The organism is Paenibacillus campinasensis (genome assembly GCF_002272015.1).
GTDB classification, from domain to species: Bacteria; Bacillota; Bacilli; order Paenibacillales; family Paenibacillaceae; genus Paenibacillus_AQ; species Paenibacillus_AQ campinasensis.
Genome location: NZ_NPBY01000101.1, coordinates 1 through 19,921 on the forward strand (window position 1 = coordinate 1; position 19,921 = coordinate 19,921).

Below are 19,921 nucleotides of genomic sequence, written 5' to 3' on the forward strand. Positions count from 1 at the left end.
GGGGTGCACGACGGCGGTCAGTCGACCACATGCGGAGAAATTAGGGATCGGTTACAGGAACATGAGGGGAGAAAATAATGATAGATAACCATGATCTGATGAACAAAGAGCTGTTGCTCTCGGAGCTGGATTCCCTGGGTTATTCGGACAGGATGAAGCGGATGGCGCTTCTGGGACGCCAGCATACAGGAGATGCGGATTATTCGGCGCTGCTCGTATCCTTGCTCGAAAGCGGCACCGCCTATGAGGCGCATTTAGCCTTGACGGGAGCGGCTGTGGTGAACGATGCCCGTGCGGTTATGTTGGCGCTGAAGCACCCTAAGGCAGGGGTCAGAGGGCGGGCGGCTAGACTGCTGCCAGAAGTGGTGACAGATCCGGACGATTCGATTGAAGCTGAAATCGCTATGATGTCCTATCATTGCCGACGCCAATTGCTGCGGAGCATCGTGAATACATATCGTCAGGATTGGGCAGAGCGGCTGCTGCCGCTCGTGCTCGACCGGTGGGGGGCACAAGAAGCGTCCTTATTATTGGCCGTATGCAGCGAAGAGACGGTTCACTCCAGGCTACCGCAGCTGGGGTATGCCTTGCACAATTGGCGGCTCCTAACGAAGAACCATCCCGATCTGGTTGCAGCATATTTCAAGAATGCTTTACAGAACGCAACACAACGGGAAAAGGCCGGTGTATGGTGGACACTCTCTTCCGCGATTGAAGTGCTGAGTGCTTCCAGACCAGCAATCGTGCTGGAATGTGCCTTGCAGCTTGGGCCGAAGGAAATAATTCATCCTGTACTCAAGCAGCAATTGGGCATTCTGATTCAGGCCAGCCCTGAGGATGTATTCGAGCTGCTGACACGAGCGGAGGCGCGGGGATATCTTCTGAATCATGGCGTTCCGGCAGGCGTGTTGAAAAAACGAAAAATGTTCACCATAGCGCAGTGGACCACACTGGCGGCACTACTCGCAGATCAGCCGGCGCATCTAGCCAAGGTGCTGGATACCCTTGCCCCGTCTTGTCGCGAAGCGATATTTCATGCCGCTTATAAGGAAGACGAACGGAAGACGCGCGTGTTCCCCATGCCGCTGCTGGACGTACTGCCGCACCGGCTGCGTGACAAGGAAGCTGCCCGCATGCTGGAGCTTCGCGACATTCGTGATGACCGTGAGAACATGCTCGAAACGACGGCACGTCTTCTGATCGTTCATGCCAGGGAGAAGCTGGAGCAAGCCGTTCAGGTGACTAATAGCGATGAGCGTGCTGCGGCTTATGCCCATCTCATTCGGTGCACGGCGCTATCCCGAAGCGGAATGGATGAGACGCTGCGCTTCCTGACCCGAATCAAGAACGACCAGGATCCCGTGCGCTGGCAAGTGATGGTCGAGCTCTCAAACTGTCCTGCCCCCATGTTTAAAGAAGAGCATGTGAACGATCTGACTGTGCTGGTGGATAGCGTGGTCGATGCTAGGGACACTTCGTACGGGACAAGATCGGCGACGGAGAAGCTGGCTTTTGCCCTGCTGCGTGAACATGCCGCGGAGCCGAAGGGCGTGCTGTTTAAGTTCGCTCTGAGAACGTTTGGAAGATTGACGATGCGCGACGGTCAGTTTGCGCTCTTCTGGATGAATTGGGATAGCATTCCAAGCTCTGCACTGGAAGCGTTGTTTGATGAGATTTATGCTTTTGGGGTAGAGGCGAACAAGCGTGAAAACGTAAGTGTGGTCCTGCATATGGCTGATTTGTTCGGAAAAGCCGTGGATCGATTGCCGAAGCTGCAGCTTCTGCTGGAGGAGCTGCTGAAGGCCAAGGTGGTACCGACGCAGGTGGTCCATTATTGGCTGGCGCCGTATAGAACTCGAGATGCGAGGGTGAGAGAACTGCTGGACAGAGATCCATCCTTCATCTCATTCCACGATGTGTTTATGCATCTGCATCTGAAGCGTCAGGAGTGGCTTACCCCGTTCATCTCGGGGCAAATCATCAAAGGCAAGCATTTATCAGGAAAAACGATTTATGTTGTGCCCGCCTCTAATGGATTTCATCGGTGGCTCCCGCGTCAGCAAAAGGCATTCGCCTCTCTCTTGGAACGGGTGGCACTGGATGACAAGCGGAGTTTCCATGAACGTGCGTCGGCGATGCGCAGCTTGGCCGTCATGCCGGATTATCGCTCCGATCAACTGAAGGTCCTGCTGCAGGAACAAGAGGTGCATGTCGTTGAGGCAGCGCTTTACGCCTATTCGTTATGGGAAGAGCCGGAGCAGGCACTTCCTGTATTGCTGGATCATCTCGATGGAGACCGTGCCTGTGTTGCCATGTACTCGATCCCTAGATGCATGCGCAGGGTAAGACCGGTGATGCTGACATCGATGCTGTCGGATCTGCTGAATCGTGAGAAATTGAAAATCACGGTGAGAAAAGAGGCCGTTCGCTTGCTGGGAGCTTATAAAAGCAGTGAGAACATGACGCTGCTCATTCGCGAATACGAGAAACCGAATGTACACAAAGACGTGACGATCGCGATAGGTCATGCCGCCAGACAATGGCTAGATGATGAACGCAGCTGGACCATGTTGCGTGACATGGCTGCTTCTCCGCAGCGTGATGTCGCAAGAAGCCTGCTTAACCAATATGCAGGTGGACTTCCCGTGCAGGCCAGGTCAAGGTATTTACAATTGATTATCGAGATCGCAGGACATGCTGATGCTGTTGTGGCAAGAGAGGCCTTCCAAGTCATGAGCCAATGGGTGAATGGAAGTGAGGAGAAGGTGGCGGCCTCCGCAAGCAGAGCGATTCTGGATATGGAGGACAAAGGCAGATGGAGGGCCGCGATGGATACGCTCATTGCGGCATGTTATGACGGAAAGGTGAATGATCGGGTCATCAGCGTCTGCACACAGCTGGCCGACATGAAGACGAAGACCGAATGGAATGCTGCTCCGGAGAGAGACCTTCCGGAGCGACAGCGTCTTGTGGCATTGATTGACAAGCTGACCTCATTGCCTCCCAATGCAAGGCGGGTGCTTGTTCCTTTATATACGGGCTTGATTGATGCTCTTAAATCCCAAGAAACCCTGAAACCAGCCGTGATTAAGCTATATTTGGCGATGGTTGAATGGAACCAGGCGGATCTGGCTGCCCTGCATTTGGAGCCTGTGATTCAATTGGTGGATTCACATCCGTATCTGCTTGACTACGCTTATAGGCAGATCACTCAGGCAGCCAGTGCCAGTCAGGCGTACTGGATCCCGGAGGCCATGCTGGCCCTGGTGGACTACTTAAGAAATGGGCAGCTGTTTGCGGCCCAATATATCGGGCTTTCTTTGCTGAAGATTACCGGAGCATCGCTATTGTGGAACAAGGCTTGCACTGACCGATTAAGAGCATACCGGAATCATGAGTTGGAGGCGATTCGTCTGGCGGCACTGGATATTTGGACCGTGCTTGAATAGAACATCTATGCAAGATGGTTTGCGTGCAGTGCATAAATTTATGTTTTCAGAAGAGGTATCCTTCGAGTAAGGATGCCTCTTTTTGGCATGGGGAGTGCTCTGTGCCCCAGGTTACATCGCCCTACATAAACGGTTGAACGTATAAAGATTCGAAAACAATTGAGAAGTGTCGTGAAATGGATTGATTTTTATGCAGAAGGATGTATAATCTACTTAATTAACGTTAATTAAAACAGGAAAAAGGGGATGGATATGACCAGAACGAAGCTGAAAGAAGCGGCCTTGAGGTTGTTCGGGCAGAAGGGCTACGACGGAACGGCATTATCGGAAATTGCGAAGGAGGTCGGCGTCAAAACCCCGGCGATCTACGCCTTTTTTGAGAGCAAGGAAGATCTGTTCATGTCCGTCTTCGAAGAATCGATGAGCGTCTATAACGAATATATCCAAGCGATGGCAGAAACGAGCAAAGGCATGAGCACGGAGAAAAAACTGCATGCGCTGCTGGTTCGCCAATACGATTTTCACCGGAACAAGCGGGAGCTTGCTGTATTTGCCTTCCGGTACTTATTGTTCCCGCCCGATTTCTTGCTGGATCGGATGCAGGAGGCGTTTGGGCGTTTCGATACGATGCTAAGCGACATTATCCGCGAGATCATGCAGGAAGGTCTGGAACGCGGCGAGCTCGCCGTCGTCCCGATTGAGAACCTTGTGGATTCGTACCTTACCTTGATGGACGGGCTGAGCATTCAATATTACTACTATCAATCGCCGGAGCTGTTCGAACGGAAGCTGAAGCATGCGTTTGAGATGTTCTGGAGATCCGTCAGCGCTTAGGCAATCAACAAGAATAGAGAGCAGAGGGTGGAGTGGAGTATGAGCAACGAATTGAAAATACAAGATTACGAGCGGGAGCCTGTACCCCAGCATTTACGGAAATCATGGTTCTCGATGGCATTCATCTGGATTGCAATCGGCATTGACTTGTCCGCGATGTTTCTGGGTGCGCAGCTCGGCGCAGGCATGAACATCGGCGACTCGCTTACAGCGGTTATCGTCGGTTCAGCCATACTGGGTCTGATCGGGGCAGTCTGCGCATATGTCGGAGCCAAAACAGGGCTGTCGACAGCCATGATCAGCCGGTTTCTGTTCGGGAACCAGGGGGCGCTCATCGTCTCGGTTATTCTCGGCATTTCATCACTGGGCTGGTTCGGCGTTCAGGTCGGCTTCTTCGCTTCTAACTTCCAGACGGCGTTAAGCGAGCTATGGGGCTGGCACTGGTCGCTCTCAGTATTGTCGATCATCGGCGGACTTCTTATGATGTCCACGGCGATCTGGGGCTACAGAGCGATTGAGAAATTAAGCGTCTGGTCAGTGCCGCTGCTGGTCGTATTTATCATTATTGCGCTGGTGATGGCACTGAGCGGAGAAGGCGGAAGCACCGTCTGGTTACCGTTCGAGGGTGAAGCCCTCCCGATGGGGACGGCCATATCGCTGGTTATCGGTATCTTCATTCTCGGAACGGCGCTGTCCCCTGACATCGCGCGCTGGGCCAAAACGCCAAAGCATGCGATTACCGCAGCGTTTATCGGTTTCTTTGTCGGCAACAGCTTCATGACGATCATTGCGATCTTCCTGTCGCGCTCGATGGATTCCGACGATCTGACAGGCATTCTTCTGACACTCGGACTCGGGATTCCAGCGATTCTCGTGCTGACGCTTGCGCAATGGACGACCAATACGAACAACCTATATTCCGCGGGACTGGGCTTCTCTGTCGTATTCAAACGGGTGCCTAAATCGGTCATTACGATTATTGCAGGCCTCATTGCGACGCTGCTCGCTTGCTTGGGGATTTATGACCGTTTCATGACGTTCCTGACGTACATTACGATGCTTGTTGCACCGCTCGGCGGCATTTATACAGCTGAATATTTGCTCGTGAACAAAAATCGCTTCTCGTTTGAAGGGCTGAACAGCAATCGGAGCTGGATTCCGCGCTCTATCATCGTATGGATCATCGCGACATTCTTCGGGTTCATGACAACGATGGCTCCGGATGGGCTCGGATGGTTCCAGGTGACGCAGGTTCCGGCGCTGGACAGCTTCCTGATCGCATTTATCGCACAAGCAATCATTGGCAAATGGGTCGTAAAGAAGGGATGAAAGCATGAACAAGACAACCAGATTAACCACATTGGATGAACAATCCATCGAATATATCGCGATTGGAGCTGCAGTGCTTGGCACAGGCGGCGGGGGAGATCCTCATGTCGGAAAATTGATGGCGATGGAGGCGATCCGTGAGCACGGCCCGGTGCGCATCGCGCAGCTTGAGGAGCTGGACGATGAAGGGCTTATCGTGCCGGTATCAATGATCGGAGCACCGACGGTGATGCTGGAGAAGATTCCTTCGGCTGAACAGCTGACCAAACCGCTTGATCTGATGGAACGCGAACTTGGCCGCAAGGTGGATGCCGTTATGCCGATCGAGGTCGGCGGCGGCAATTCGCTCGTGCCGGTCCTTGCGGCGGCGCAGCGCGGCATTCCGCTCGTCGATGCCGATGCGATGGGGCGTGCGTTCCCTGAATCGCAGATGGTGACGTTCCATCTGGAGGGCATCCCCTGCAGCCCGGTGGCGATGGCGGATGAGCGCGGCAACAGCGCGCTGATGCATACGATTGATGGCGTATGGGAAGAGCGGATGGCGCGTGCGCTGACGGTGGAGATGGGAGGCTCGGCCTCCATCTGCGATTATCCGGTATCCGGCGCGCAGGCGAAGCAGAGCGCGATCGGCGGCACGCTGACGCTCGCCTATGAGATCGGGCGGACGTTGTTCGAGGCGAAGCAGCAGAAGCTGAACCCTGTGCATGAGCTGCTCACGAAGCTGAACGGTTATGCCTTGTTCCATGGCAAGGCCGTGGATATCCGCCGCCGCATGGACGGCGGGTTTACGCGCGGGGAAGCGGTCTTCGAAGGTACGGGGGAGAACAAGGGAGAGACGATGCGGCTCTTTTTCCAGAATGAGTTTCTGCTTGCCACCGTGGGCGATCAGCCGCTCGCGATTACGCCAGACCTCATCACCCTGCTGGATCAGGATACAGGCATGCCGGTGACGACAGAGAACTTGAAGTACGGGGCCCGGGTGACAGTGGCCGGTTTGCGGTGCGATGAGAAGTGGCGCACGCCCAAAGGCATCGAGACCGCCGGACCGAGGTATTTCGGTTATGACTTTGATTATGTGCCGATTGAGACGCTGGCATCGAAAGGAGGTGCGGCGAGATGACCGGGATTACAGCGGCTAATGCAAACCAGATGTACCGCATCGGCATTGATGTAGGGGGCACGAATACGGATGCTGCCCTGCTCGATTCCGACTTGCGCTGCGTGCACAAGGTGAAGGTGCATACGACGGCTGACGTGAATGAAGGCATTGTTGAGGCGGTTCGTCTGCTGCTTCAGGAAAGCGGCGTAAATGGCTCTGACATTCGCTATGCGATGCTCGGCACCACGCATTGCACCAATGCCATCGTGGAGCGCAAGCATCTCGGCCGGGTCGGGCTGATTCGCATCGGCGCTCCGGCAACGACGGCCGTTCCGCCGCTTGCTGGCTGGGACGAATCGCTGCGTGCGGCGATTGGGCCGCATAGCTATATCGCCACCGGCGGCTATGAGTATGACGGCCGCAGGATCGCCAGCCTGGACGAGGAGGAGATCGCCGAGCTGTGCCGCCGGATGAGCGGAGAAGTGGACGCGGTGGCGGTGTGCGGGGTATTCGCTCCGGTGAACCGGGAGCAGGAGCAGCGGGTCGGAGAGATCGTGCGCGACGTGTTGGGGGCGGACATGCCGGTTACGTACTCCAGCGAGATTGGCAGCATCGGACTGCTCGAGCGGGAGAACGCCTCCGTGTTGAACGCGGCGCTGCTGCAAGTGATTGCAGGCGTGGTGCGCGGCTTCGAGAAGGCGCTCAATGGCTTCGGCATTGATGCGCAGCTGTATATTTGCCAGAACGACGGGACGCTCATGAAGAGCGAATATGCGCTCCGCTACCCGATTCTGACGATTGCGTGCGGACCGACGAATTCGATTCGGGGCGCGGCGCATTTATCCGGGCTGAGCGACGCGCTGGTTGTCGACATCGGCGGCACCACGACCGATATTGGCGTGCTCGTGCAGGGCTTCCCGCGCCAGTCCTCGGCAGCGGTGGATATCGGCGGCATTCGCACGAATTTCCGGATGCCGGATATTCTGTCCATTGGCCTCGGCGGGGGTACAATCGTCCGGCTGGACGATGCAGGCGGTGTGACCGTTGGCCCGGACAGCGTGGGCTACGAGCTGACGACACGGGCCCGCATCTTCGGCGGGGATACGCTGACGACGACGGACGTGGCCGTGAAGCTGGGCCGGGCCGCATGGCCGGGCACCAACGCGGATGCGGTGGACGGCGCGGTATGCGGTAAAGTGGACGCCGTTATCCAGCAGAGTCTCGAGGATGCCATTGACCGGATGAAGACGAGTGCAGAGCCGGTGGATGTCATTCTGGTTGGCGGCGGCAGCCTGCTGGTGCCGGAGACGCTGGCCGGGGCAAGCCGGATCATCCGGCCTGACCACTATGATGCGGCGAACGCCATCGGCGCAGCCTTGGGGTTGGTGAGTGGGGAGTCGGAGCGGATCTATTCGCTGGACGACTGGAGCTATGACGACGTCATCCGCGATGCGAAGGAAAGCGCCGTGAACGAGGCCACTGCTGCCGGCGCGAACTCGGAGACGGTTGAGATCGTGTCTGTTGAGGACATTCCGATTGCCTATCTGCCAGGCAATGCCCTGCTCGTGAAGGTGAAGGCTGCGGGTAAGCTGTAACCTAACGCACATGGGATTGGCCGCCCTTAGCAGTATCAACTCGGTATGAGTATATGCGTGCATGAACCTGTGTGCATCGCATGCATTCATGTCGTGTAGCGGTGCTCGCAGCGAAGGGCACGGACGATAGCAGGATGAAAATGGCGGTTCGGATTTAATTCCGGACCGCCATTATGTATATTCGGATATCGCGGCCCGACACTAGCCATCGATCATCGCGAAGTGGCTGAAACGTCCTCTGAACGTTCGGGCAAACTGCGGTGGGGCAGCAACCTTCCTTTTTAATTCGAATTTATGGGAGTATGCTCCTCTGTCGGTTTATGATATATTCATTGAAGTGTCTAGGATATAACAGATACTGCCGTTTGATCTTCATTGCGTAGATATGCTATAAGTGAAGAAAAAGCAACCGCTTGGACATGGAAATCATCATCACAGGAGAGGATTTTCCTGCATTTATAAAGGGGTAAGTTGATATGACAGATAATTTTTGGCGTGATTTGCCACGGCCTTTTTTTATACTGGCACCGATGGAAGATGTGACGGATGTGGTGTTTCGTCATGTCGTAAGTCAAGCGGCCAGACCGGATGTGTTCTTTACCGAGTTTGCGAATACGGAGAGCTATTGTCACCCGGAGGGGAACAAGAGTGTGCGCGGGCGTTTGACTTTTACCGAGGATGAACAGCCCATTGTCGCCCATATCTGGGGAGATAAGCCGGAATATTTTCGTCAGATGAGTATCGGCATGGCGAAGGAAGGCTTTAAAGGCATCGATATTAACATGGGATGCCCTGTCGCGAATGTAGCCGAGAATGGGAAGGGAAGCGGCCTGATTTGCCGTCCCGATGTTGCGGCGGACATTATTCAGGCGGCGAAGGCCGGGGGACTGCCCGTCAGTGTAAAAACACGGCTCGGTTTCAGCAGCGTGGACGAGTGGCGCGACTGGTTAACCCATATTTTGAAACAGGACATTGTGAATCTGTCCATTCATCTGCGGACAAGAGACGAGATGAGTAAAGTAGCTGCTCACTGGGAGCTGATCCCGGAGATTAAACAGCTTCGTGATGAGGTCGCACCAGGTACACTTCTAACCATTAACGGGGATATTCCTGACCGTCAGACTGGCCTCCGGCTTGCTGAACAATACGGTGTGGATGGCATTATGATCGGGCGTGGCATTTTCCATAATCCATTTGCCTTTGAGAAGGAGCCGAGGGAGCATAGCAGTGAGGAATTGCTGGATCTGCTGCGGCTGCATCTGGACCTCCATGATCAATATTCAGAACAGCTGCCACGTTCGTTCAGCGCTCTTACCCGCTTCTTCAAAATCTATGTCCGCGGCTTCCGAGGGGCAAGTGAATTGAGGAATCGATTAATGAACGCCAAGTCCACAAGTGAGGCACGTGGGCTGCTCAATGAATTTGAGGTTGGAGGAACAACTACAGGTTCAGATCATGGATCGTGATGGACTTACGCAGAGTTAGCAACGTTTAGCTGTTATCACCAAACCATTCCTTACCCTTAAGGAGTGGTTTTGTTTTTTCTTGCTTATATTGTTTGAGCGTTCACAAACAGGAACTCCCAACCATTTCTCGAATCCTCTATGTAAGGACTTATTCACAAGGTTCGTCTAGGGAGGGGATATCTATGAATGGGACTCATCATAGCGGTATGAATGTTATCTGTGCTGAGGATTGCGGCAATGCTCCCAAGAAGTTGTTACTGAGGGATTATATTGTGGCTTGGGCTCAGAACAATATTGAATTTATTGAGAAATGCATTTCAGAAGAGGTATGTTGGGATATCATCGGAGACAGACGTGTTCTGGGAAAAGCAGGACTACGGGATACACTTCAACAAAAGCAGACCGGTCATGTGACAGAAATAGAGATCAGCACCATCATCACTCACGGAAGCATGGGTGCGATTAATGGTACTTTTAGGATGGATCAAGGGAGGATATCTAACTTCTGTCACGTATTTACTTTCAGTAGTGCAGGTAAAAATGGAAAAATCAAAAAGATTATGACTTATATGATCGAGGATGAGGATGGACACATCGATAGATAAATATCTAGCACGAAAAGCAATTTGTTTAAACGATGAGGAGGTTGAATGAAAATGCAAAGTCCAATCGCCAATAGGATCGATACCGTTTTTATCCACGTCACGGATTTAACGAAGTCAGTTCAGTGGTACAGCAAACTTCTTGGAGTTGAAGTAACAGAAGAGATTCAAGGTCCTATTTATACTTTTGATATGGGATCTGGGCGTCCAGGATTAACGCTGGATAATCACTGTTTTGATGACAGTTACGAACTCCAGCCATTGAACCAGCCTTTATTTAATTTAAGTACGGAAGACATACATGCAGCATTCCAATTCGTGAAAGAACTAGGAGCGGAAATCGTAACAGAGATTCAAACATACCCTGACTTATCTGAGTTTTCCTTTAAGGATCCAGATGGAAACATCGTAATGATTTGTACCTGCTTCAGTTAAACCATAGTTATAAATGAAAGAGGAGCGGGGAAGTCGGGAAGGGCAGTAACGGCGTATTATAAACACGTTGGGCCTGACGGCTCATTTCTTAAGGAATAAAAGAATTCTCAACCAGCCCGTGCTCTGCTAATGACCACGTTGGGTAGGGAATGATGCAACCCGTGAGCCTGTTGCTGCAGGCTCACATTCATGGTTGCTGATAACCGAACGATTGAGCCGTTCGAAGAGCTTGATTTCGCCAGCAGTTTGCCGACGAGAATCAGACCGTCGCGTGACGTTAAATAGCCGCTGGAATATACCCTTAGCCTGCCAATAGGATTGCCCCAATAAAGATCATCTGTAATACGGTTCGATGTAGTAGTTTAGGTACGGGCCGCCCCCCGATTGTGAATCCTTCCTTAGCCGCCCTCACATTAGCAGGGAACATCAATGCCAGGAGTAGAGCCAAGCCAATGGAGGCGGCCTTGGAGATGGAAGGAATTAGGATGCCGATAGCCCCGGCAACCTCCAGTAATCCGGTGACCGTTACGATGAGGCCCGGCCTGGAAAATACGGGAGGAACCATACGGATTAAGTCTGGGCGTCTAGTTCCCCAATGGGCGGAAGCGGCAAACAACAGCATGACAGCAACCGCCCCCTGAAGCGAGGAATGCCATCCCTCGAAATAAGGCAAACCGAGCTGGCCAAGACCCAGGAACAACACAAACGATGCGACTAACGTGTAAAAAGGCAGCAACATGATCCCTCCTTAGCGGTTTATGGCCCAAGACGGGCCGCATGATACAGTCGGCTCAAACCGCTATGATGAGATGACGAGGCGTCCAATTTGATTGCATTCTTTCGCGAAACCCAATATCGCCGCTGTCACCAATCGCTATACCGTGAGGCTCTGCATGCTCGGTAGGGATCGAATATTCGGTAATCATTCCTTGAACAGTGATCTGTCCGATCTTGTTCCCCATCCATTCCGTGAACCAGAGGTCCCCATTGTTCCCCAATGAAACCATTAATGTTTTTTCATTTTTCGAAGCGTAACCATATCTCCGCTTACGATTGCGCCGATATACTGACTGATGAGATCGATATCGCAATCCCACCATCTGATCTCCAATAATTCTTGAATGACTTCGTACGGGTAACGGGTTTTGATCTCCCTGGCGGGATTTCCACCGACTATGGTATAAGGTTCAACGTCCTTGACGACTACCGCCTCCGCGCTGATAATCGCGCCATCGCCGATCCGCACCCCCGGCATAATCGTGGCACGTCTACCGATCCAGACATCATTGCCGACAATCGTATCTCCTTTGATCGGCAGCTGGTCCAGGGAAGGGGTATGTCTCTCCCAACCGTTCCCGAAGATGTTAAAAGGAAAAGTTGACCCATCCATTCGGTGGTTGCCGCCGTCCATCATGAATCTGACCTCCGGAGCGATGGAGCAAAATTTGCCGATCACTAACTTGGTCCCGATCACTTCATAATGATATAACACTTGATCTTCAAACGATTCCCCGTGCAGTGCGTCGTAATAAGAGTAATCTCCAGCGATGATATTTGGTTTCGTGATCGTGTTTCGAATAAATTGCACATTCGTGTTCCCAGGGATGGGGTACTTCACATTAGGGTTTGGACCTAGCATATGGAATCTTCCTTTCGTAAATGGGTGTGGGGTGCTAAAGCGGTTGTGCGAATCCGCGCACTTCCATAAGCGCGCGGATCCGTTCGGTGATCCCCGATTTGGTCGTCTCAGCGATCGCGAGAACGCGGGGCCCGCGCGGGATATCGAACTTCAGATGCGAATGGGGAATCTCTGTGAGCACCGTGCCGATCGTCCGGTCGTCAGCGTCCTGGATGACGTTCCAGAACACGCGCGACCGATTGTCCTCCGTGCCCCATTTCTCAAGCGATTGCCGGAACAGCAGCCGCCCTCCGATGACGAAATCGTCCTCTCGCACGTCGTCGGTGAACGCATATCCCGCTTGTTCGAGCGCTTCGAACAGCGGCGGCATAAGTCGGTCCAAGTATTGGCCGTATGCCGCATCCTCGATTTCCGCGAATGCGGCCGTCAACGCCTCATGCATCGATTCGTACAACGGCCGCCATTCCATCTCCACATATTCCCCGCAAGCCGTGCCGATGGCCTCGATCGTCATCCCTTGTTCGAATTGTATGGATGTCATCTACAAACCGCCTCCCAGAACATAAAATTCAATTGCAAATCGATTGTATAACAGTGAAGCAAATTGGAAGCTTGGTTGAAGTCGGAGGCGGAATTTCAAGGAGTTACGCCAAGTAAATTGCACTAAGCTTGCAAATGTGATGTAATGTTATCACGAATGGAAACGGGAGGAGACGCCCATGCGGCCGATTGATCTGGCGAGACGGTTCCGCATCAGCCCCAGTACACTTCGCAACTATGAAGCGCAAGGGATACTGCCGCCTGCCGAGCGGACCGAAAGCGGATATCGGGTATATGGAGAGACGCACGCGTTATACGTGGCGGCTATGCAGGCGCTTGCCCCCGGATTCGGACCGGACATCGCGGGCGAGGCGCTTCGCCGCGTACGGAGCGGAGATATACAGGGTGCGCTCTGGCTGTTGAAGGAGCGGGAGGCGGCGCTCGTCCGCGACAAGCGGGAAGCCGAGCAGGCGATCCACGCGTTCCGCGCAGCGGAAGACGACCGGGACGCGGATGATCCCGGAGCGTGGAGGACGATCGGCGAGGCGGCCGAAGCGACCGGCGTATCCCGGACGGCGATTCGGTTCTGGGAACGGGAGGGACTGCTGCGCCCGACTCGCGACCCGGAGAACGGCTACCGCCGGTACGGGCCAGCTGACATTCGCAAGCTGCTGCTCATTCGCGCCCTGCGTGCAACCGTATATTCAGCGAATGTCGTCCGGCTTCGGCGAACGGTCGCCGAACTGGACAGCGGGGACACGGGCCGGTTAAGGGAAATCGCGGAGGAAACGATCGCGTATATGGACCGGATGAACGAAGCGCAGGCGCACGGCATTTACGCGTTGTACGGACTTTGTCTGCAATTGGGACTGGCGGAGACGCCTGGTACGGTGAACGATACGGATTGCGAGCTTGAGGATGAGGGGGAGGAAGGCGATGTTCATCGCTAACGTCCAAGGCGCCGCTCATTCATGGTCGTTCAGCGTTCAGGGCCTTCAAGCCTTACATCCCCAACTAGCGCGATGACGATGCAATTGTTACGATTATTGAGTACCAAGCTCTTTTATAAGGAGGGATTATATGTTTAAAAAATTGGGTGTTACATTAATCGCTACAGCCTTACTGGTTTTTCCTTCCCTGTCTTCGGCAAGCCTGGCAGCAGTTCACGAATCAGAGGTTATTGACAATGGACTGCTTAAATACGATCGTATTCTCATCCCATTGCGCGAAGTTTCACAATCTATGGGCGCAGATGTTATATGGAACCAGCAGGATAAGACTGTCAGAATCACAAAAAGTAATACTGAGATCCTTCTTGTTGTCAATTTCAAGCGCGGGATGGTGAATAATCATAAACTAGATTTCGATGCTCCGGTAGAACTAATGAATAACACAACCTACGTCCCACTTCGGTTGGTTAGTGAGACCTTAGGTGCTGATGTCCAGTGGAGTCAGCAGACCAAACAGGCCACGATTATTCTTGATGATAAAAAGATAACAGTTAAGGCACATCAGCCTGCACATATACCTAATAAAATTTCAGACGCCCAATTAAAAACACTATCCGAACGTATGAACCAAATCGGTGACTTATCTGGAGTTAAGAACGTTAGAAACTCATTTAAACCTTTCTTAACAGAAGGATTCCTAAACTCAATCATTACATCCAATGGAACGGGATATGTTCATGAATTTGGCGAACCAGAAACTAAACCCAATTATACTAGTAAGAGCAGCGCAAATTTCATGCAATCATTAGTAATGGGTAACACACTGACAGGAGACCGTCACTACGTCCTTGACCGACATGTCACTTTGGTCAATGTGCAAGGGATATGGAAGGTCGATAAGGTGGCGTATGTTATCCGAGACATTCCATATCTTGCTTTGGAAAACTAAAACCCTTCGGGACGTTGATTCGCCCAGTCTTCCTCGGTATCAGGCTTCGTTCTTATCCTAATAAAAATCGCGTCATATTTGATTACGATAAGTCGTTTAAGGGATAGAGACAAATAGAAAGGATGAATACGAGTGAAGAAAGTAGTGATGTCTTTTTTAGGCTTGGCCTTGTTCCTGTTGTTCTCAGTGCCGTTTGTCTCGGCTCAATCGCTTGATGATGGGCCATCCCCGCCGCCCGATGACGAACCGTTGCTATCGATTTCTTCTTTGTTCGATCCAAACTACAAGTTTCTGTATAATGGCGGAACTAGCGTTAGTCATATCGGGAATTCAAAAATCAGTATTTCAGGTTACAGTACAGCCAAGCAGCGAGTAGATACCATCGGCGTACAGTTGACTTTGCAGCGATGGACAGGCTCTGATTGGGTAGACATTTATCGCAGCCCCAAAGCCGAGTTGTCAACTTCCGCGAATACTTACACGGAACATGAAGTTACGGTAATCCCAGGTTATTATTATCGTTCTAAATCATCCCATTGGACGTTGCACGGAACCGTAAAAGAGACAGGCACATTATATTCGGGAGTGATTCTAATCCCAGACAGGTAAGAGATGAAATGAAAAGTAGCAGGGGAGACCTGCTACTTTTGTTTACTTTAAAGATTCCGCAATTAAAATCATTTCCTCTTCAGCCAAGGTTCCGAAAATCGATCGTTTCATATGATCCGGGGTAACCCACTCCAAATGGATGAAATCGGGCTCTTGAATAATCAGCACAGCCTTACAATCGTTAATGAAGGTATCCTTAATGACGGCCATTGCGTGGTTAATCGTTATTTTCTCCGGAGAAGAGTTCTCCCGAATCATGTGCTGATTCAATTGGATCAGATGTCCTTCTCTATTGACGTATTCCATAAACACGGTCCGGTACTCCCCATCAGAATCCTGGAAAATACGAACGTTCTCTAATTCATAGCTAGCTGGTATATAGGTTGGAGAAACGATAGGGAAACTGACTTTTCCTCTTGCCTCTTCCAAGCTTGTATCCTCTATGTGGCTCTCTCCCGCTGGAGGGGAGGAAACGATATAATCTGGGGGCGGAGATGACGTTTTGGCATTTGAGTTTTCTTCAAGATAAGGCTCTGGTTCCTCAAAGAAAATATCGATAAGGTTCTCCTGCACTCTTTTGATAAGCCCTTGGAACTCGGAATACGCAGTAGGCAAATCTGCAGTCATAAAAAAACTAATCAGCAAAGATGTACAAGCAACCAACGCGCCGATTTGGAATCTCTTCATCCAGCGTCGCCGTGCTTTTATTTTATCCAGTCCGGCCTTCACCTCTAACCATGATTGTGTACCGTCTGGAATATCCACGTCTTGATGAACGTCCTTTAACCACTTCTGTAAAAATTCATCGTCGTGTTTGAATTCATCACTCATCGGCATCAACCCATCTTCTTGAAAAATAGCGGTACAATTTCTTTCTAGCTCTGACCATCGTTTGGGCGACAGCTTGCTCTGTTTTACCAAGCTCTTGTGAAATTTCGCTATATGGTTTTTCCTCGATATAGTACATGAATAAAGCCTGGCGATACTCGGGGCTTAACTCATTCAGAGCTTCGTGGAGCAGTTCGTTTCGAATCTGATCCTCCACTTGCTCGGCTACCGTAGGGTGCAAGAAAGGAGCCCTTAGATCTATAACGACTTGAGGCTCCCTTAGATGACGATATTTTTTGTTTTTTTTGAACATATCATAGGCATGGTTTCTAGCGACTTTAACGATCCATGCTTTCATATGCTTCGTGTCCCTCAGTTGAGGGGCTTTCGCCACCACTTTATAGAATGTCTCTTGTACAACATCTTCGGTCAGTTCATGACTCCGTGTTAGAAAGTGAATGTCCCGATACACTAAATTCCGGTATGCTTCGTACACTAGTTTCTGGGCGTCGTGGTCTATATCATAGAAGTTGCTGCGTAAGAGATATAACCATTGTTCCTGCTCCACCTATACCCTTCCCCGTCAGTTTATTCTTTAGCTACTGGACATAAATACCTACTCATCATCCCTATCACTAGTAAAATATTATCATAAAATTCTATATATTTCCTTTATTATCATTATTGTAGAAAAATTATCAAAAAAACTTAAGGAAAGAACAGTCATTATTTACTAGGATAAGTCGTTTTAGTAGTAGATTAGCTCTTTTGGTTACTGCATCTTCATGCTGCCTTACGGTCTAAGCAGGATGCGATCAAGAAGCTGTAATCCGACAAGATACTTGCCATGAAAATAAGGTAGCTCACATCGGGAGAGGGAGGTGAGTTTTTTTGTGGTTGGTTTGAAGGGCTAATCTAATTTTGAAAAAAAATTAAGAGGAGGATTTTACTATGAAAAAACTGCTTACACTTGTTCTTACCATGATTATGATGTTGTCGCTTTCGGTATCGGCTTTTGCTAGTCCTGTGGAATTAGAAGAATTCTCCCCACCTGGAACCTCTATCACAGTTAGACCATTGACTCCGGAAGAGATCACTCTGCTTGAGCAAAGAGCCAATGGAAACAAAGAAGTTAGTCTCTTTGATGTTGGCATCTTATCTGATAGCTGGAGCGGAAATGTTACCGTGCCAATTAATAAAGATGGGAACCAAGGAGCAAACGTGGGCCACGCATTTATTCCATCTCCAGATAGATATGTATTAATATACGTAGGGGACTTGCCTGGCACTATGCCATCTGTTAATTTAAGCATTCAAAGTCAAACCAACAGCAATGTCCAGTGGTGGAGATCGAATATTAAGGGCAATTCGCTGGTTGTTATTGACACAGGCAGTTACAGCAACCACACTTTCCAAATCAAAACAAGCACGAACGAGGAAAATTCAAGAAGTGCATATTTTGAATGGACTACCTCAAGCGATAATTAAGGTGTTATCCATAATCCAAATGAAGCACTGCCCCCGGCAGTGCTTCTTCATGTTAAATAGCAAACTTTTCTCTTAAGTTCGTAGTTTTTAGTCCACAAATTCAGCCTGTTCTTCAGGGGACAGCAAGGCTCTTGCCGCGAGCTCTCTTTCCTTGAATTCAGCGCTTTCTTCAGGTGTTAATTTTCTTACTGTAATGGAGGTTCCCGGTGGTATTGAGTCTGGACGCAGCCCATAATCGTCTTCTTCAAACTCGGCCTGTTCTTCAGGAGACAACATAGCTCTTGCTGCAAGTTCTCTATCTTTAAATTCAGCACTTTCTTCAGGTGTTAATTTTCTTACTGTAATAGAAGTTCCCGGTGGAATGTCGCCTGAATGAGAACTGTCATTACGTTTATCTTCAGCTGGAACCGGCTCCGGGATGAGTCGAATTTCAGAGCCAACCGGTTCTGGAGCTGCTTCTTTAGGTGCCACTGGTGATGGAGTCTGGCCGGCATTCGAATGGTTAGCTCCAGATTCAGCAGGGACTATAGCAACTGGAGCTTGGATACTGTTCTTATCAGGCTCGGGCACCAGTACAGGTACGGGGTGAGGATCTTTGATTTGGACATCCTCATTTGATTCATTCTCCGCTTCAAGTGCAGCAGGAGCTTGACTTGGCTGTGTCTCAACAGGATATGGTGCCTTCTCCATTACCGCATCAGATGGGGCCGCTTTCGGAATTTGCTCGCTTGGTTGAACCTCAGCCTGACCTTCCTCATATGGAATGATTTCTGGCGAATAGTTGGCAGCCCATACCGCTGCGGATGTGCTAATTGCGGCAACGGAAAATACAGCTGTTATCGTCAGATATAATGTTTTCTTTCTCAGTTTCTTCACATTCAGCATCATCATTAATCTCCTTTTCAATTGTTGGCCATCACCCGATAAGGAGGCGCAAAATCGCACCGGTAAATGCCTTGTTCCCGCCATGACGTTCAGAATCGTCTCCCCGTACCGTTTACGCTCGGCATGGGACATCTCGCTGACCACTTCTTCGTCGCAGGACAGCTCGCTCCAGGTATGAATATCCTTGCGGAGAATGTGTATGAAGGGGTTAAACCAATGTAAGGCTGACGCTCCCAGGGTGAAGGCCTTGACCCATAAATCCTTCCGTTTCAGATGGATCAGCTCATGGCGCATGACCATGTCCATGCTCACGTTAAAGATATTTTCTATAGGAAGATAGATGGTCGGTTTCCATAACCCGACAAGAACAGGACTCCGAACAGCAGAGCTGTAAGCAAGCCGAACACTGCGTTTCAATCCAAGAGATTCTTTCATCAAGGAGAGTTGTTCAACGGCCTGGCTGTCTCTCGGAACGGCGGTGCGTGAATGCTCTAGTGTCCTTACAAATTTGCGATAGCAATACAGCTGCCATGCTGCAAAAAGGATCACGCCGGTTGCCCATACGGTAATCAGGAATAGGGCGGTTTGGGCTGTCATGGTCTGCCCCGTAATCAGCGGCTCCGGACTGAACCCTGAATATGCTCCGGATAGCCCTTGTTCCGCCGTTGAAGGCTGCCCGCTAATCGCCGGAACGGTACCTGCCGCGCTGAATGTCAGCGATACGATCCACTGAATACCAAGGACTACGGGGAATAGAAAAAAGCCTACGGCCATTTTGCTAAGTCCATAACGCCATTTGGTCGGGAAGGCACCGGCGGGCAAGAGCCGCAATATAAGAATACAAGCGACGACGACGCTTCCGGCGGCATTCAGCGTAATCAGTAGTTCAAGAATGGTATTCATGGGCTGCACCTACTTTCCGGAGAACCATTGCTTCAGCTCTTCAACATCTTCATCCGAAAGCTTGTCGCCGTCATACAAGGCAGCGATAAGGTTCTTCACCGATCCCTGGTATAACCCGTCCAGTACATGCTGCGTCTCGGCCAGCTTGTAATCTTCCGGTGAGATCAGGGGCGTATACATGTTCGTTCGGCCATGTCTTGTGGCCTCCAGTGCCCCTTTATCCACCAGTCGCGACAGGAAGGTAGAGATCGTCTGGGCCTTCCACGCTTTGCCCCGCCCCGCAAAAATCCGCAGCAATTCCATCGACGTGACAGGAGGCTC

At 51.1% G+C, this 19,921-nt stretch carries 19 protein-coding genes and 1 pseudogene; 12 read left to right on the top strand and 8 right to left on the bottom strand.

Going from position 1 to position 19,921, the window contains the following annotated elements:
• Positions 1-98: 98 nt before the first annotated feature.
• The 8 genes from CHH67_RS24350 to CHH67_RS24385 all read left to right on the top strand — a co-directional run bounded on the left by CHH67_RS24350 (position 99) and on the right by CHH67_RS24385 (position 10,809).
• On the top strand, positions 99-3,449 hold the full coding sequence (locus CHH67_RS24350; RefSeq protein ID WP_244908319.1) for a HEAT repeat domain-containing protein: 3,351 nt from the start codon (positions 99-101) through the stop codon (positions 3,447-3,449).
• Between the two features lie 252 nt (positions 3,450-3,701).
• Positions 3,702-4,283 carry a TetR/AcrR family transcriptional regulator gene (locus tag CHH67_RS24355; protein WP_095267973.1) on the top strand — a complete coding sequence of 194 codons (582 nt, stop codon included), beginning with the start codon at positions 3,702-3,704 and terminating at the stop codon, positions 4,281-4,283.
• A 39-nt stretch (positions 4,284-4,322) separates the two neighbouring features.
• The gene (locus CHH67_RS24360; RefSeq protein WP_095267958.1) at positions 4,323-5,612 is read left to right on the top strand and encodes a cytosine permease; all 1,290 of its coding nucleotides are present in this window, start codon (positions 4,323-4,325) and stop codon (positions 5,610-5,612) included.
• Between the two features lie 4 nt (positions 5,613-5,616).
• Positions 5,617-6,732, top strand: a complete 1,116-nt coding sequence (locus CHH67_RS24365; protein WP_095267959.1) for an S-methyl thiohydantoin desulfurase family protein — start codon at positions 5,617-5,619, stop codon at positions 6,730-6,732.
• Positions 6,729-8,306 carry a hydantoinase/oxoprolinase N-terminal domain-containing protein gene (locus CHH67_RS24370; protein ID WP_095267960.1) on the top strand — a complete coding sequence of 526 codons (1,578 nt, stop codon included), beginning with the start codon at positions 6,729-6,731 and terminating at the stop codon, positions 8,304-8,306. Before CHH67_RS24365 ends, CHH67_RS24370 begins: the two co-directional genes overlap by 4 nt.
• A gap of 476 nt (positions 8,307-8,782) precedes the next feature.
• Positions 8,783-9,772 carry a tRNA dihydrouridine synthase gene (locus CHH67_RS24375; protein WP_095267961.1) on the top strand — a complete coding sequence of 330 codons (990 nt, stop codon included), beginning with the start codon at positions 8,783-8,785 and terminating at the stop codon, positions 9,770-9,772.
• A 182-nt stretch (positions 9,773-9,954) separates the two neighbouring features.
• The gene (locus tag CHH67_RS24380) at positions 9,955-10,377 is read left to right on the top strand and encodes a nuclear transport factor 2 family protein (protein ID WP_095267962.1); all 423 of its coding nucleotides are present in this window, start codon (positions 9,955-9,957) and stop codon (positions 10,375-10,377) included.
• A gap of 45 nt (positions 10,378-10,422) precedes the next feature.
• Positions 10,423-10,809, top strand: coding sequence for a VOC family protein (locus CHH67_RS24385; protein WP_230875836.1), 387 nt, complete (start codon positions 10,423-10,425; stop codon positions 10,807-10,809).
• Between the two features lie 301 nt (positions 10,810-11,110).
• Here the strand turns inward: CHH67_RS24385 and CHH67_RS24390 are convergent, their stop codons facing one another.
• The 4 genes and pseudogenes from CHH67_RS24390 to CHH67_RS24405 form a co-directional block, all read right to left on the bottom strand.
• Complete coding sequence (locus CHH67_RS24390; protein ID WP_330164059.1) at positions 11,111-11,548, bottom strand: DoxX family protein; 438 nt, start codon at positions 11,546-11,548, stop codon at positions 11,111-11,113.
• A 60-nt stretch (positions 11,549-11,608) separates the two neighbouring features.
• Positions 11,609-11,804: pseudogene (locus CHH67_RS26955) on the bottom strand (virginiamycin B lyase family protein); the annotation flags it as partial.
• 11 nt (positions 11,805-11,815) lie between these two features.
• Positions 11,816-12,448 (bottom strand): streptogramin A O-acetyltransferase Vat(I), encoded by a 633-nt coding sequence (vat(I), locus tag CHH67_RS24400; RefSeq protein ID WP_095267964.1) that lies wholly within the window; start codon positions 12,446-12,448, stop codon positions 11,816-11,818.
• A 34-nt stretch (positions 12,449-12,482) separates the two neighbouring features.
• A complete protein-coding gene (locus CHH67_RS24405) occupies positions 12,483-12,989 on the bottom strand; it encodes a DUF6022 family protein (protein WP_095267965.1) in 507 nt (168 codons plus the stop codon).
• Positions 12,990-13,167: 178 nt separating this feature from the next.
• On the opposite strand from CHH67_RS24405, the gene CHH67_RS24410 reads away from it, so the two are divergent.
• The 3 genes from CHH67_RS24410 (at position 13,168) to CHH67_RS24420 (ending at position 15,496) form a co-directional block, all read left to right on the top strand.
• Positions 13,168-13,938, top strand: coding sequence for a MerR family DNA-binding transcriptional regulator (locus tag CHH67_RS24410; protein ID WP_095267966.1), 771 nt, complete (start codon positions 13,168-13,170; stop codon positions 13,936-13,938).
• A 130-nt stretch (positions 13,939-14,068) separates the two neighbouring features.
• Positions 14,069-14,887, top strand: a complete 819-nt coding sequence (locus tag CHH67_RS24415; RefSeq protein WP_095267967.1) for a copper amine oxidase N-terminal domain-containing protein — start codon at positions 14,069-14,071, stop codon at positions 14,885-14,887.
• Positions 14,888-15,019: 132 nt separating this feature from the next.
• Positions 15,020-15,496, top strand: a complete 477-nt coding sequence (locus CHH67_RS24420; RefSeq protein WP_095267968.1) for a hypothetical protein — start codon at positions 15,020-15,022, stop codon at positions 15,494-15,496.
• A gap of 42 nt (positions 15,497-15,538) precedes the next feature.
• Here the strand turns inward: CHH67_RS24420 and CHH67_RS24425 are convergent, their stop codons facing one another.
• A complete protein-coding gene (locus tag CHH67_RS24425; RefSeq protein ID WP_179292218.1) occupies positions 15,539-16,327 on the bottom strand; it encodes a DUF4367 domain-containing protein in 789 nt (262 codons plus the stop codon).
• Positions 16,320-16,892 carry an RNA polymerase sigma factor gene (locus CHH67_RS24430; protein WP_095267970.1) on the bottom strand — a complete coding sequence of 191 codons (573 nt, stop codon included), beginning with the start codon at positions 16,890-16,892 and terminating at the stop codon, positions 16,320-16,322. The genes CHH67_RS24425 and CHH67_RS24430 overlap by 8 nt, the downstream gene beginning before the upstream one ends.
• Before the next feature lie 383 nt (positions 16,893-17,275).
• On the opposite strand from CHH67_RS24430, the gene CHH67_RS24435 reads away from it, so the two are divergent.
• Positions 17,276-17,812: a hypothetical protein gene (locus tag CHH67_RS24435; RefSeq protein WP_095267971.1), complete on the top strand. Its 537-nt coding sequence runs from the start codon at positions 17,276-17,278 to the stop codon at positions 17,810-17,812.
• Positions 17,813-17,899: 87 nt separating this feature from the next.
• Here the strand turns inward: CHH67_RS24435 and CHH67_RS24440 are convergent, their stop codons facing one another.
• Both CHH67_RS24440 and CHH67_RS24445 read right to left on the bottom strand, forming a co-directional pair.
• Complete coding sequence (locus CHH67_RS24440; protein WP_095267972.1) at positions 17,900-19,600, bottom strand: M56 family metallopeptidase; 1,701 nt, start codon at positions 19,598-19,600, stop codon at positions 17,900-17,902.
• A gap of 9 nt (positions 19,601-19,609) precedes the next feature.
• Positions 19,610-19,921: BlaI/MecI/CopY family transcriptional regulator (locus tag CHH67_RS24445; protein ID WP_095267975.1), on the bottom strand; the 312-nt coding region annotated here is incomplete at its 5' end.

Coding starts and splice junctions, on each gene's coding strand:
- CHH67_RS24410 (WP_095267966.1), top strand. CDS start 13,168: ATGCGGCCGATTGATCTGGCGAGACGGTTCCGCATCAGCCCCAGTACA.
- CHH67_RS24380 (WP_095267962.1), top strand. CDS start 9,955: ATGAATGGGACTCATCATAGCGGTATGAATGTTATCTGTGCTGAGGAT.
- CHH67_RS24435 (WP_095267971.1), top strand. CDS start 17,276: ATGAAAAAACTGCTTACACTTGTTCTTACCATGATTATGATGTTGTCG.
- CHH67_RS24440 (WP_095267972.1), bottom strand. CDS start 19,600: ATGAATACCATTCTTGAACTACTGATTACGCTGAATGCCGCCGGAAGC.
- CHH67_RS24355 (WP_095267973.1), top strand. CDS start 3,702: ATGACCAGAACGAAGCTGAAAGAAGCGGCCTTGAGGTTGTTCGGGCAG.
- CHH67_RS24385 (WP_230875836.1), top strand. CDS start 10,423: ATGAAAATGCAAAGTCCAATCGCCAATAGGATCGATACCGTTTTTATC.
- CHH67_RS24365 (WP_095267959.1), top strand. CDS start 5,617: ATGAACAAGACAACCAGATTAACCACATTGGATGAACAATCCATCGAA.
- CHH67_RS24360 (WP_095267958.1), top strand. CDS start 4,323: ATGAGCAACGAATTGAAAATACAAGATTACGAGCGGGAGCCTGTACCC.
- CHH67_RS24370 (WP_095267960.1), top strand. CDS start 6,729: ATGACCGGGATTACAGCGGCTAATGCAAACCAGATGTACCGCATCGGC.
- CHH67_RS24390 (WP_330164059.1), bottom strand. CDS start 11,548: ATGTTGCTGCCTTTTTACACGTTAGTCGCATCGTTTGTGTTGTTCCTG.
- CHH67_RS24405 (WP_095267965.1), bottom strand. CDS start 12,989: ATGACATCCATACAATTCGAACAAGGGATGACGATCGAGGCCATCGGC.
- CHH67_RS24425 (WP_179292218.1), bottom strand. CDS start 16,327: ATGAGTGATGAATTCAAACACGACGATGAATTTTTACAGAAGTGGTTA.
- CHH67_RS24375 (WP_095267961.1), top strand. CDS start 8,783: ATGACAGATAATTTTTGGCGTGATTTGCCACGGCCTTTTTTTATACTG.
- CHH67_RS24350 (WP_244908319.1), top strand. CDS start 99: ATGAACAAAGAGCTGTTGCTCTCGGAGCTGGATTCCCTGGGTTATTCG.
- CHH67_RS24415 (WP_095267967.1), top strand. CDS start 14,069: ATGTTTAAAAAATTGGGTGTTACATTAATCGCTACAGCCTTACTGGTT.